This window comes from Wolbachia endosymbiont (group A) of Barypeithes pellucidus (assembly GCF_964030885.1).
In the GTDB taxonomy this organism is placed as follows: domain Bacteria; phylum Pseudomonadota; class Alphaproteobacteria; order Rickettsiales; family Anaplasmataceae; genus Wolbachia.
Genome location: NZ_OZ034985.1, coordinates 710,186 through 722,464 on the forward strand (window position 1 = coordinate 710,186; position 12,279 = coordinate 722,464).

Here is a 12,279-nt window from a genome sequence, read left to right on the forward strand (position 1 = left end):
AGAATGTATAAATTAAGATTTGTATATTTAGAAAGTATTTTTAATATGGGGGTTATATGACGAGTAAAGATCAGAATAAAAAGACTAATGTTAATCACAAGAAAATATTTGGTGCTCTTGAAAGCGTTGATATAGAGCAGTCTAAATTTGTGAGTAAAACTAATAACCAGAAGGAGATAAACCGGGAGACTTCCCCTAGCAGAAACATTCAAATCAACTACGGAAAGGGACTTGATTATATATATGGCACAAAACCTATAAGTGATCAAGAAGATAAAAATCCATTTACCTCTGCCTTGCAAAAAATAAAGCCAAGTAGAGGTGAAAGTGAAAAGTTGAGCTGGTTTAAGAGTGCGATAGTAGAGGCAAAAAGCGTAAATGAATTACACAAAAATATAGACCAAGTATTAGCATCTGGAGCAAGGCTAAATGCATGTAATGATGGCGAATGGAGTATTGCAGAGTATGTAGTATTGGGTACACACTTTCACAGATTAGAAAAAAGTGATCGAAAAAAGCTAATACGTAAACTAATGCTAAGTGGTGCAGAGTTTCATGATACTCTACTACAGAATAAACTGATAGGTGAAATCTATAATGAGCTACAGCCAGAAGTTCAGCCACAGATAGATAGGCAGCTAGAAGAACTAGAGAAGGCTGGCGAAAGTGCTGTTCAAGAAGGAGAATTAATAGATATCGAGATAGACAATACAACATCGTATATAGAATTTTCTGATGATAGTAAGGTAGAGGTAGCCAAAATACTGGAAACAAACAGAAAGTTAGGAAGTAATATTTTAAAAATTGGTAATGATGCAGTTGAGGTTAAAAGCGAGAAGGGAGGTGCAAGAAATTACGTTGATGTATCAGATGGAGGCTCTTTTGTATTAGAATTTCCTACAAGCATTGGTAAGCTAAATGTTATATTGTACCACGATGTAAAAAAATATGATCAAGTACAAGTCAGAGTAGAAAACAAGGAAATGTGGGCTGAGTTACAAAAAAGAGGCGAAGAAATAGGAAAAAATTGCCTCTTTGGGGGAGTAAAACTTAAAGAAGCAGTAGAGAGAGGTAGTTTCACTAGATGTGGCATATGGAGTGAAAAGTATGCTATAAAAGAGATTAGCAATGATGAAGTATTGTCTTCATGGGTAAATAGGGTATTTGGAGGTAGTAAAGAAACCTTTAGGGAACTTTAATTCATTTATTTTAAGGTTCCAGAGTTTACTGGAGCCTTTGAGCTATAGTAGAAAATATTATATATATGGTTTTTTGCGTGGAAAAAAGTCTAGACTATGAAGTAGGGCAAAAATTGAAAAGTTGGAGGTTAGAGCGAGGGTATACTCAGAAGGATTTAGCTGAGAAAATTGGTGTAAAGTATTGGGTAATACTGCAATATGAGAAAGGGAATCGTAGAGTTCCAATTGAAAGGTTATATGCTATAGCTGAGGCACTATCAATCAGTATTACGGATCTCATTCCTGTATCAAATGAAAAAATCTGTTTTGAAGATAAGGGAGAGGAAATATTAGATCTAGTAAGAGAATATAAAAAGATTAATGATCAAGAGTTACGTAAGATATTTTGTTTACTAACCAAGTTTGTTCAAATTAGTGAGAAAAGTAGTAAAAAAGCAGAGAAAATAAAAATTGCAAAGGGTCTGGTTAAAGCAGGAGTTTCTGTTGATATTGTTTCACAAGCAATTGGTCTCTCTGCTGATGAATGTGTTGAAGAAAAAATAGGTTCTATCTACTACAAAATAGGGAAAAAGATAAAGGAATGGAGACTGGTAAGAGAGTGCACTCAAAAGGATTTAGCAGAGAAAATGACTACAACACGTGATGAAATAAGTAACTATGAGCAAGGAAGGACTGCTGTTCCACTTGATAAATTATATGAAATGGCAGAAGCATTATCGATTAATATTACGGATCTACTAATAGAGGAAGGGAGTAAAGTGAAAAATGAGCTACCTGATTTGATTAAAGAATACAAAGAAATTGAGAGCCAAGAACTACGTAATGCACTAATAAAATCTCTGTTTGAGGGAATACGTATTTGTGAGGAGAAAGTGAGAGAGATAGAAAGGATTAAAGTTGCAAAGGATTTAGTAAAAGGGGGAATTTCTATTGATATTATTTTGCAAATAGTTGGTTTATCCGCTGATCAAATTGCATGAAAATTTATTTCTAAGTAAGGTATATATGTTTGTTTCTGTAAGAGATATTAGTTCTATAAGTTATAAAATAGGGCAAAAAATAGAAGATTGTAGATTAATGCAAAGGTGTACTCAAGCAGAGTTAGCAAGTAAAATCGGATTAGCATATAAAGAAGTAACCAATTATGAAAATGGGTATATTCCTATTACGATTGAAGTACTATATGTAATAGCAAGAGTACTGTCAGTTAATGTTGTAGATCTATTACCTAAACCAATAACAGTAAGAGAGTATGAAGATGAAGACGAAGAAATACTCTATCTAACAAAAATATATGAGAATCAAAAGTTAGGCAAAATAGTACCTTCATTAATCAGGTTTGTTCATATTAGCGAGAAAATCAATCAAGAGGAGGCAAGATTAGAAGTAGCAAAAAATCTAGTTAAAGAAGGAGTGTCAGTTGACATAATTTCCCAGGCAACGGGTTTATCTATTTACGAGTATGATAGTACAGAGAGAGAAATCTGCACTGATTCTATATATTACAGAATAGGACAAAGAATAAGAAAATGGAGATTGATAAGGAGATACACTCAAAAAGATTTGGCGGATAAAGTTGGTGTAACACTCAAGGAAATACACGAGTATGAAATAGGATACACTGCCATATCATTTGATAAATTATATCAAATAGCAGAAGGATTATCAGTGAATATTAAAGTTCTGCTACCTAAAACAAGAGAAAGCAAAAAGCTATTGAGTTTAATGGATGAGTACAGAGAACAAGAATCATTAGATGCATTAGTCAAATCTCTATCTGAAGATATGAAAAGTGGCAAGGAAAAAGTTAAAAAAGCAGAGAAAATCAGGGTTGCAAAAAATCTAGTGAAGGCGGGTGTTTCTACTGATGTTATTTTGCGAGCAAGTGGCCTAACTGTTGATGAGTGTGAAAATTGAATTGTGTTTAAGATATAAGTAAAAGTAGTTAATATATTATCTATTCTAAACCCTTATTTAGCTCTGCAGAATTTTTTTGGCATTTCTACGTATCAAGATAAAACATCACAGAATTTATCGACTACTTTTTGATTTTCCTCTATCATTGCCTTTGCTTCTTGCTGAAGAGATTTGATATTTTTTGATGTAATATTATCCATGTCAGGTGATGCTATTTTTAATTGCGATTGTATTCGTATATATTTATCACCTATAACTTGATCCAACTGATAATTTACTGCATCTAAACTTGAAGCAAACATCACATGTAGTAGTGGCTTGATCCATCCTATTTTTCCAAATCTCCTTGAATTAGCTATGCTTCTATCTGTTCTTCCAGTACCTATCGATAACAATACAATATCATCATTTGGAAATAACCTCTTACCACTTGCATATGCGCAAGCCGCAGGATTATTGGCAAAAACCCCTCCATCCACTAATACCATTTCCTTTTGGTTGACTTTTAAATATTTAGGTGCAAAGTAAGTAGGTGCTGCAGTTGTAGCTCGTAATGCATCTTTCAATTTGATAAAATTTCTATCTTCTCTCCAGCTCTTAAAAAAGAAAGGGCAATTATTGTGAACATCGTAACTTGCAATCAGTACATTATTTAAGGTGTTTTGTAAAGTATCATCACCAAAATATTTATCCAGTACAAATTCAATATTTTTATGTGGGTATTGTGCGCAATTAAGCCAAGAAAATATTGATCTTCTCAAAAATGAAGATTTAAAAATATATGACCCGTATTTTTGGTAAAGCTCGACTAAATCATTGGCTGAATATTGAGGGTTTCCTTGTTTATCTTTTTTACATAATCCTGCTATAACAATTCCACCGGTTGAGGTCCCTGCCATAAGATCAAAGATTTCAGCTATCGGTTTCCTTGTCCTTTGCTCTATTTCTGCTAGAATAATGGCTGGTATGATGCCTCTAATACCACCTCCATCAACGGATAAAATGTATTTAATCATTGTAAGTTTAGGTAAAGGTATTAAGATTTAATTTTTCCGCTTAAAACCTGCAATTTAAACTCATCTAATTCTTCAGAAAGATTTTTTACCCTTTCCTCAAGTACTAACACTTTTTCCATTAAACCATATTCAATAAGTTTATCGTGAAATTGTACCCTTGAGTCTAACTTGGATAACCACCATATCAATGCTACGGTTTGGATTAATATGGTAATAATTACTGTAATTGGGATTTTTTGGTTTAGCATATTTTGTACTGGTTGTAAAATAACTGCAAATTACTGGTAAAAAAGAAATATGTTCAGTTTCTATATTTTGCTGTGGTAGTCACTATTTGAATTCGTATTACTCTTCTGCAGATCCTTATGACTCCAATATATCTTTGATATTATTTGCTATTTTTGAGCGAGCCTTCTGCATTGGAAAGTAGTTTTATTACTTCTCTGTATTGCTTGTTTTTATCTTTATTACGTTCTTCTGATATTACAGCCATGCTTCTAGGTGTTCTTCCATCTTTAGCTACAGCACTAGGATCTGCTCCTTTGTCTAATAAAAATTTAACAATTTCCAAACGTCCTTGATCTGCAGCATAATGCAGCGGTGTCCATCGCTCGTATCCGTCAGAAGCACTTACATCAGCTCCTTTTTGTACTAGAAACTTCACGACTTCTAAACAATCTACCTCTGAAGCATAATGTAATGCTGTTAATTTAGGAACCTGCACATTAACATCTAATAGATTTTCTACCAAAAATTTTACAACCTCTAAGTTACAATTTTCAGAAGCAATTTGTAGTACTGTTTTATAATTACTCACAGCTTTACTCTTTGTATAACAACATGTAACGACAACACATATAACTGTTATCATCAGCCATAGAAAATTTATCTTATTCTTTATGTTCTTACTTATTTTGTTCATGTCTAACATTTTTTTAGAATTAAATGACCATTTGCTTAAGTTTCACTTAAACAGCTTTGCTCACTGTTGCCTCTACTATAGTTTGATATCCTCTATTATTTAGAATATGTTCTGCCTTGCTAATTACCCATTCACCTTCAATTTCCTGACAAAATCCTGAAAGGCTGATCTTAGCTTCTGCAAATAATTCTGGATTACCAGGAACAGTTACATTTAAATTTGATGTACTACGTTTTAGTTGTTTTAACTTGGCTGCTGCTGCACTAATTGCTGATTCTGCGGTAGAGTAAAGCGTTTGCAGGGTATAACTTGGACCCTCATTTCCCACTTTCTCTTCTATAGTTTCTCCCTTTTCATAACTGTGCCATTTTGCAATAACAGATCCATATTTGTTACGCACATTAAAATTTACCTCCCAATTTATAATATCTTTAGGTGTCAATACTGTTGTACCTAACATCTTTCCAGTCGCTGATCTTGCTTCTCCCTTCGGAATAAAAATTATATATCCTCCTGCTGGTTTTACTAGTGCATCATATTTTTTGCCTAATCCTTCCAAAAAACTCATGTCGCTTTCTTCTGCTTGAATGGTATGTGGTATAAATATATTTTCAAATCTTTCAGCGACTTTACCTTCATACCCATGTTCTTGTGCTATTTCTTTAATCAAATCTCCCAAGGTAATGTCTTTCCATTCCTTTGATTTCCTTTCCTTTAATGATCCTCTTAAACTTGCAGCGTCACATTTTATTCTTAAAGTTTGTGGTGGACTTTGTATTGTAATTTGATTTGCCTTATATACCCCCATAGGTAATAAACCTGTTTCTTTATATCCTAGAAAAACCTGTAAATTACCCTTAAGTTCTAAAGCGCTAGAGCTATAATTAATACATATCTCAGCTTCGTCACTTGTAGTACCTGATCCATCAGTGACACGTAGTGATATTAAACTCTTTTTTAAAACCTCTGTTACTGGGTTATTTTTTGCTACTATATCAAAATCTGGTGTCATTCATCTAAAATATTTATAACAGATTCTTTCAATATTCTCTGAATTTTAGGAAGCTTAATTTTTAATCCAGCGGGCAAAAAGCTTCCGTATTTTGCAAGGCCTGGATTTTCAAGCAATATTTCCTCCACTGCTCCACTACTGTATCCATAATGTTTCCAGCAAATCAAATCTAACATTTCGTTTTCTTTGGTGTAATAATAAATCATTTATTGTAACTTTTTAACTTCAAAATAAACTCAATTTTTCTTGGTTTTCCATCAGGAAAAAATAATATCTGTTTTTCTTCTACATTAGTAATGACAAAATTTCCAAGCACATTTCCTGAATTATCAACTAGAACTTGAGTATCACGTATATTTTTTAGCTGTTCTAAGCCATTACTCTGATAACGTGGATAAATCACTCCTGTCAGATCAATACATTCAATTCCTGAGCCAATGTTTTGTAGCAACGTTTTTTCAATACATTCAATTGTATACCACCTTTTTTCTTTACTGTATCTTAGGCTTATTGGTTCAAGCTTACATTTTCCAAGCAACATCAATGTAACTCTTCAACTATATCAAAAAGTGCCCCACGTGCTTGTTCTCTAAATCGTTCTATTACTGCATCAGCAACACTGCGCACATCTTCAGATTTAATGTTGATATTAAACGTTTGATAGAATGCTTGGTTATATACTTTCGATTCGCTATTTTCACATCTACTTTTCTTGAATGCTTTCTTAACTTCTTCTTGTTCTATAGCTCTTTTTTCTTCTATAACACCTTTAACTTTAAAACTCTCAAAATTGCCTTTACTATTTTCTGAAAATTGTTTAATAGCACTATTACTTGTCAATGGGTTTCCGTTACTGAAAATGCTATTTTTAGAAAGCTTATTAACAAAATTTCCATTATTTTCAAATTTTCTAATCGGGCTATTCTCAGCAAATATGCTACTAACTGTATTTCCCATCCATGAAAAAGCTTTTCCTATAGGTTCAATGAGTGATTTCCAAAAGCTAGAGAAAAAGTCTTTCACTTTTTGCCAGTTAGTTAGAACATAAACTGCACCAGCAACAAGACTCGCTATTAAAAGTCCAATTGGGTTAGTCATTACAGCGAGTGTTATTGCTCTTAGCCCTGTTATTACTGCAGGAAAAACTATACTTGATAAAGATGAAAATGTTGTCAGTATTGTTGCTTTAAGACCAAAAATTGTACTTCCTAATAAAGTAATTCCATAGCCTAATCCCACTACTAAGACTTTCAAACTTATCAAAGCTGCTAAAGTACTCATGATTGCCGTAGTTAAAGTTGGATATTTTTCTGCAAAAGAAGCTATACGCTCTGTTATTGCTTTCAAACTTCCAGCTACATAATTTAAAGTAGGCAACATTACTGACCCTAGATTCATACCAGCTTCAAATACTGCATTTTTAAGTAATTGTAATTTATTAGCTGTAGTATTTGCCCGATTGTTAAATTCGTCCTGCATTGAAGCGTTATATTTTTCTTTATCAGCTAAATGTTCAATAGCTTTCTTGTAAATGTCTAAGCTTCCTACTAAAAGAGCAATGTCATCTTGAAACCCAGCACCAAATAGATTCATAAGAATACCAGCTCGCTCTTGATCATTTATTTTTTTTAAGGTTTCAAGGAATTGCAATATTGCCTCTTGAGGATTTTTTTTAATAGTTTGTTCTAGCTCTTCTATACTTGTTCCCATCTCATCTAATGCATCGTGAAATTCGGGACTTTGCTCTCTTGCGGTCTGTAGTTTACTAAGAAAGTTATTTATAGCAGTTGCTGCTTTTTCAGGTTGTTTACCTAAACTTATGAACGCACTTGCTAAGCTACTTGCTTGATCAATTTCTAAACCAAATTGTTTAGCATTACCGCCAATTCTATTCAGTGTAAGAACCATTTCTTTTGCTTTAGCAGCAGTATTATCTGAAAGATGGTTTATTATGTTACCTACATTTTCCATACCATCAACTTTAATTCCATATACATTGGATATTTTTGCAATAGCATTACCAGCTTCTTCTGCCGACATATCAAACGCTGTGGTCATTTTAGCAACTATTGTTGTAAATTCCAGAAGATCCTCTTTTTCAATACCAAGTTGACCACCACTTGCAGCTATTTGTGCTAATTCTGCAGCTGACAAGGGTATTTCACGAGACAACTTTTTGAGCTCTTGAGCAAATTTATTAGCTTCATCTTTTTTACTATCAAACCTTACTACTTTCTTTACATCAGCCATAGCCGATTCAAAATCAACAGCAACTTTAATTGGCGCTGCAAGCGTTAGCCCTAGCCCAATAGTCTCTATAATTTGTGACTTAAAATGTGCTTTGCTTGCTAAAAAACTTTGGTGACTACGTATTGCAGACCCAAGCTTACCATACTTACCTTTTAGCACTTCAATAGAAGAACCAAGTTTATATTGATCACTTACTAATGACTTAATATTTCTTCCACTTTTTCTTACTTCTTCATTAAATGAATGTAAAGCATCTCTCTTTTTCAAATATGCTTCTTTTGCTTTTGTTGCAGAAAACTTAGCTTTATCAAACTCAGCTTTTAAAGTTTTGCTTGGTTTCTCTACCGCTTTCATTTGTTTAGCTAAAGATTTTACTTGATCTTCAAAGCCCTTCCATGATCTCCTGCTAGTTAAAACATCACTACCCAATTGCTTAAACTTTGATACTGATTTTAAAGATGAATCAAGCTTTCTTATATTCTCACCAAGATTAGAGAGTTGACTACTACTGCCCTTTATTACAGTATTAAAACTGCCATCAAGTACTGCACCTATTTTTATCGATAATACTGACATTTGAACTCCCTAGCTAATTTGCTCCATAAAATAAACTCACTAATCTCCATATCAAGAATGTGCTCAACTCCACCACCTATGATAGAGCCAAGCACTAGTATTTCTAATCTCAAGTTTTTTGGATAATCGGTGAAAAAAAATCCTTTAATACCTCTTGAATTTTCACATAATCAGCAATATCTAACTCTTCAATTGCTTCTTTTGCAACTGATGTCAAATTGGTAGTCAAAGTTACTTCCTTACTTAGATCACTACCATTAAGTCTCTCAATAGCTAGATAATCTCTCACTTTTGGACGTCTAATGGTAAGCTCTGAGATAGAAATACCATCAACTGTTATTGGATTATCAAGTTTTACTGTTGTCATGTTTCCCCCTAAAAGTTAATTAAATAAAAGTCTTCGTGGCTTTTACATAACTAATTTTTTTATTATGATTATGGTCTATAGCTTTGTGTTTTATTGAAGTCCCTTTTTCTAAGTTTTTTCAATAAAAAATATATTTAAAGTTTTGATCGTAGATTTAACAATCCTGTCTGCTTGTAAATGTTATCTCTATGTCCTATTGTGATGATAAGTACTTTGCGTTTTGAAGTATTCACATGATAGATAAGACGATATTTATCGAAACTTAACCTTCTAAACCCTAGTAATTTACCACGTAACGGTTTACCAGCTTTGTTGGGGTTAATCTTAAGCTCCTTTTCTATAGCTTCTTCAATGTTAGATTTTATTTCTTCCGGTAAAGCTGGAAAGTCTTTAATGTACCTCTTTGAAAGCTCAATTTTGTAGATACTCTACCCCCGTTTGAAGTCCTCATAATCGATTGTTTCTGCACCTGGAGCAGTACATTCCTTAACAATGTCAGCAACTGCAATCTCATCTATCTCACACTCGATTCCTTCTACAACTAACCTTTTTGCTAGTTCTTGAACGGATTCTTTGGTGATTTCAGCTAATTTAATAAGATTATGTGAAATTTTTGGATCAAAAGTTATACTAATTCTTGAATCTGCCATATGTTTTACCAAAATATACCACGATAATTATACAACATTTCTCTGAATTTTTCAATAAAAAAATATGTAAACTACATCAGATTCCTAAAATCGTTTGTAGCAAGGCCATTTGATCAACACCATTAACCTTGCGAATCATATTCTCAGCATCGATTTCGATAAGTTCTCTAGCACCGATAGTAAGTTTGTAATAATGCGCAGCTACGGTACACTTCAGCGTTGCTTTTTCAGCCGGTTTCCAACTGCCAAAATCAAATTCTCTGAATATTCCCCTAAGGTTGATAATTACTCCTTCAATATCATTACTTCCACTGCCTTGTAATCCGCCTCTTAGCGTCAGAGAAACCGAATTCCCATCTATGAGGCCAAAAAGCCTAAAGAGCTCTGTATCGTATTCAGAAAAAGTGAAATCTGCTTCAAGTTTTTCCATTCCCATGTCAATGCTTATTGGAATATCCATTCCTCCTGCTCGGTATTCTTCTGTTTTTATGGTAAGTTTTGGCAAGGTTACTTCATCTATTTTTCCTGCATAACCTCTACCATCAACGAATACATTGAAATTCTTTAAAATCTTTGGTAACATCTTTTCCCCTTTGTAAAATTTACAATATTTCGCTATTCACGAGATGCGAACGGAAAGTAATCTGTTCTGCTGGATATGGTGGTGTAAACTCAAAGTCAAAATACACTTTGCCGTTTGCAATATTTGCCGGTGTATTGAGCTCTGGAGTTGCATAACATTTTCCGCTGATAATTGCCCCTGTGCTTTTAAATGGGCAAGATAAGAATTCACCCCCTCAATCACATCATCTATATAAGTTTTGGTGATATTTCGATCAACTGCCCATAGATGAGCCCGAAGTAGACTATCATTGATTAGATCTGCAGTACGCCTTACTGACAAAAAAGCCCATTTTGGATCATCTGAACACGTTCTGTTTCCCCAGAGCTTGTAGCCATTTTGGTGGATTATCGTTGTTACTTCATTTTCATTTAAGTGGTTTGCTCTACAACTTGTATCACCTAAGGTAAAATCAATAGCTCTGCTTGTCCCAACAATACCATTTATCTCTTGATTTGAAGGCGAATGCCAAAATCCTTGTTCACTATCTATTTTTGCTATTAAACCAGCAACAAATGGACTTGGCGGTTTTTCCTCCCCTTCAAAAACTTTAACCCATGGATCAACTACGTAAACTCTGCTACTGCCTACACTTTTTCTCCATCTTATTGCTTCTTCATCATTGGTATTTGGCCCATCTGCTACTATTATTGCTCTTAGCTTTTCTGCTATAGGAATTAAAGCGCTAACCACTGGGTTTCCAGCATCTCCAGGCAATTGATGAGTAAACTGAGGGGCAATTAGTATTCTTGGGGCAACATGGACTATACTTTCACTGCTTAAGAATGCTTGAATCCCTTGATATTCCCCAGTTTCTTCATCAACTCCTCCAATTACATTGCTTTCCTCATCACTGTCCTCAACTCTAATCACTACTACTGTTGCACCAACCTGGGAAAATATTCCATTCACTGCAGAAGGCAGAGTTCCTCTTTTTCCAAGTTTTGCTGCCTCTTTTAAGCTTCCTGCTATTAATACTGGACTATTGAGTGGAAACTTTTGCCCGTCAGCATCAGGCGCAGTACCAATTACACCTATCACTGATGATTTAGCTGTGCGTACTGTTCTTGATCCAGAGGTAACCTCTATAACATTTACCCCATGTAAAAACTGTTCTGTCATTTTTCTCCTTGTAATGTTGAATTTCAGAAAGTGGATAGAGAAAAGGTTTCTTTTTTAGCTTTCTAAAACCTTTTGCATTTTTTGCTTAAAATCGTTGAGACAATTCTGCAACTCTTCTTTATCTTTGATTTCCTTGATTTTCTTCTTGGCTAAATCTTCAAGCTCTTCACATTTGATTATTGCTTTTTTCGCTCTTTTTGCTTTTTCCTGAATTATTCTTGCCATTTCAATAACCGGGATATCACGGACTTTTGCTAAAGGTTCTATGATTTCTGCATCTTTTTCGTCTATAGATTCTGGTGCTGCTAGAATGTTCTCTGCGGCTTTCGCTTGTATCTCATACGACTTAGACTTCTGATGAGAAGCTCCTGCGTATTTGTGAGTACAGTCATTAAAATAAAAACGCACACTATCAAGTGCAGAAAATTTCGCATTTTCCAATAATTCCAACTCAATATCCTCTTTACTCCTTTCAACAATTTTTCCTCCTTCTATTAAACGATAACTCTTTTGCCAATTGAAATTCTTTGGTGCTTCATACCAATCATTCCCAGTTGGCTTGCTTTCAAGCGTTGTTGTTTCTACTTGTTTGTTATTTTCAAAGCGAATGTAAATAGTCACAATTT

15 protein-coding genes and 1 pseudogene are annotated in these 12,279 nt (G+C 34.0%); 3 read left to right on the forward strand and 13 right to left on the reverse strand.

What is annotated here, in order from left to right; genetic code table 11:
- The first annotated feature begins 56 nt into the window (after positions 1-56).
- The 3 genes from ACQH1X_RS03680 to wmk (ACQH1X_RS03690) all read left to right on the forward strand — a co-directional run bounded on the left by ACQH1X_RS03680 (position 57) and on the right by wmk (ACQH1X_RS03690) (position 3,116).
- On the forward strand, positions 57-1,199 hold the full coding sequence (locus ACQH1X_RS03680) for a hypothetical protein (RefSeq protein ID WP_425386578.1): 1,143 nt from the start codon (positions 57-59) through the stop codon (positions 1,197-1,199).
- Between the two features lie 65 nt (positions 1,200-1,264).
- Positions 1,265-2,179, forward strand: a complete 915-nt coding sequence (wmk, locus tag ACQH1X_RS03685) for a WO male-killing family protein Wmk (RefSeq protein ID WP_353288932.1) — start codon at positions 1,265-1,267, stop codon at positions 2,177-2,179.
- A 25-nt stretch (positions 2,180-2,204) separates the two neighbouring features.
- Entirely contained in the window at positions 2,205-3,116 is a 912-nt protein-coding gene (gene wmk, locus ACQH1X_RS03690) for a WO male-killing family protein Wmk (protein WP_425386579.1), read from the forward strand.
- Positions 3,117-3,208: 92 nt separating this feature from the next.
- Here wmk (ACQH1X_RS03690) and ACQH1X_RS03695 read toward each other — a convergent pair whose 3' ends face one another.
- From ACQH1X_RS03695 to ACQH1X_RS03755, 13 genes and pseudogenes are all read right to left on the reverse strand, one after another.
- Entirely contained in the window at positions 3,209-4,132 is a 924-nt protein-coding gene (locus tag ACQH1X_RS03695; protein ID WP_425386580.1) for a patatin-like phospholipase family protein, read from the reverse strand.
- Positions 4,133-4,152: 20 nt separating this feature from the next.
- Positions 4,153-4,380 carry a hypothetical protein gene (locus tag ACQH1X_RS03700; RefSeq protein WP_425386581.1) on the reverse strand — a complete coding sequence of 76 codons (228 nt, stop codon included), beginning with the start codon at positions 4,378-4,380 and terminating at the stop codon, positions 4,153-4,155.
- 140 nt (positions 4,381-4,520) lie between these two features.
- Positions 4,521-5,054, reverse strand: coding sequence for an ankyrin repeat domain-containing protein (locus ACQH1X_RS03705; RefSeq protein ID WP_143689677.1), 534 nt, complete (start codon positions 5,052-5,054; stop codon positions 4,521-4,523).
- A 46-nt stretch (positions 5,055-5,100) separates the two neighbouring features.
- Positions 5,101-6,066, reverse strand: a complete 966-nt coding sequence (locus ACQH1X_RS03710; RefSeq protein WP_425386582.1) for a phage late control D family protein — start codon at positions 6,064-6,066, stop codon at positions 5,101-5,103.
- A complete protein-coding gene (locus ACQH1X_RS03715) occupies positions 6,063-6,242 on the reverse strand; it encodes a tail protein X (protein WP_406833372.1) in 180 nt (59 codons plus the stop codon). The genes ACQH1X_RS03710 and ACQH1X_RS03715 overlap by 4 nt, the downstream gene beginning before the upstream one ends.
- Positions 6,243-6,268: 26 nt before the next feature.
- Entirely contained in the window at positions 6,269-6,607 is a 339-nt protein-coding gene (locus tag ACQH1X_RS03720) for a phage tail protein (protein ID WP_237350123.1), read from the reverse strand.
- Positions 6,607-8,892, reverse strand: a complete 2,286-nt coding sequence (locus ACQH1X_RS03725) for a phage tail tape measure protein (protein WP_425386583.1) — start codon at positions 8,890-8,892, stop codon at positions 6,607-6,609. The genes ACQH1X_RS03720 and ACQH1X_RS03725 overlap by 1 nt, the downstream gene beginning before the upstream one ends.
- 109 nt (positions 8,893-9,001) lie before the next feature.
- A complete protein-coding gene (locus ACQH1X_RS03730) occupies positions 9,002-9,259 on the reverse strand; it encodes a phage tail assembly protein (protein WP_425386584.1) in 258 nt (85 codons plus the stop codon).
- A 134-nt stretch (positions 9,260-9,393) separates the two neighbouring features.
- A complete protein-coding gene (locus ACQH1X_RS03735; protein WP_353273675.1) occupies positions 9,394-9,684 on the reverse strand; it encodes a type II toxin-antitoxin system RelE family toxin in 291 nt (96 codons plus the stop codon).
- A gap of 3 nt (positions 9,685-9,687) precedes the next feature.
- On the reverse strand, positions 9,688-9,909 hold the full coding sequence (locus ACQH1X_RS03740; protein WP_096617466.1) for a hypothetical protein: 222 nt from the start codon (positions 9,907-9,909) through the stop codon (positions 9,688-9,690).
- A gap of 76 nt (positions 9,910-9,985) precedes the next feature.
- Positions 9,986-10,492 (reverse strand): phage major tail tube protein, encoded by a 507-nt coding sequence (locus tag ACQH1X_RS03745; RefSeq protein ID WP_425386585.1) that lies wholly within the window; start codon positions 10,490-10,492, stop codon positions 9,986-9,988.
- A 19-nt stretch (positions 10,493-10,511) separates the two neighbouring features.
- Positions 10,512-11,653: pseudogene (locus tag ACQH1X_RS03750) on the reverse strand (phage tail sheath subtilisin-like domain-containing protein).
- Positions 11,654-11,707: 54 nt separating this feature from the next.
- Positions 11,708-12,274 (reverse strand): hypothetical protein, encoded by a 567-nt coding sequence (locus tag ACQH1X_RS03755; protein ID WP_425386586.1) that lies wholly within the window; start codon positions 12,272-12,274, stop codon positions 11,708-11,710.
- Between the last annotated feature and the right edge of the window lie 5 nt (positions 12,275-12,279).

Coding starts and splice junctions, on each gene's coding strand:
- ACQH1X_RS03680 (WP_425386578.1), top strand. CDS start 57: ATGACGAGTAAAGATCAGAATAAAAAGACTAATGTTAATCACAAGAAA.
- wmk (WP_353288932.1), top strand. CDS start 1,265: ATGGTTTTTTGCGTGGAAAAAAGTCTAGACTATGAAGTAGGGCAAAAA.
- wmk (WP_425386579.1), top strand. CDS start 2,205: ATGTTTGTTTCTGTAAGAGATATTAGTTCTATAAGTTATAAAATAGGG.
- ACQH1X_RS03695 (WP_425386580.1), bottom strand. CDS start 4,132: ATGATTAAATACATTTTATCCGTTGATGGAGGTGGTATTAGAGGCATC.
- ACQH1X_RS03700 (WP_425386581.1), bottom strand. CDS start 4,380: ATGCTAAACCAAAAAATCCCAATTACAGTAATTATTACCATATTAATC.
- ACQH1X_RS03705 (WP_143689677.1), bottom strand. CDS start 5,054: ATGAACAAAATAAGTAAGAACATAAAGAATAAGATAAATTTTCTATGG.
- ACQH1X_RS03710 (WP_425386582.1), bottom strand. CDS start 6,066: ATGACACCAGATTTTGATATAGTAGCAAAAAATAACCCAGTAACAGAG.
- ACQH1X_RS03715 (WP_406833372.1), bottom strand. CDS start 6,242: ATGTTAGATTTGATTTGCTGGAAACATTATGGATACAGTAGTGGAGCA.
- ACQH1X_RS03720 (WP_237350123.1), bottom strand. CDS start 6,607: ATGTTGCTTGGAAAATGTAAGCTTGAACCAATAAGCCTAAGATACAGT.
- ACQH1X_RS03725 (WP_425386583.1), bottom strand. CDS start 8,892: ATGTCAGTATTATCGATAAAAATAGGTGCAGTACTTGATGGCAGTTTT.
- ACQH1X_RS03730 (WP_425386584.1), bottom strand. CDS start 9,259: ATGACAACAGTAAAACTTGATAATCCAATAACAGTTGATGGTATTTCT.
- ACQH1X_RS03740 (WP_096617466.1), bottom strand. CDS start 9,909: ATGGCAGATTCAAGAATTAGTATAACTTTTGATCCAAAAATTTCACAT.
- ACQH1X_RS03745 (WP_425386585.1), bottom strand. CDS start 10,492: ATGTTACCAAAGATTTTAAAGAATTTCAATGTATTCGTTGATGGTAGA.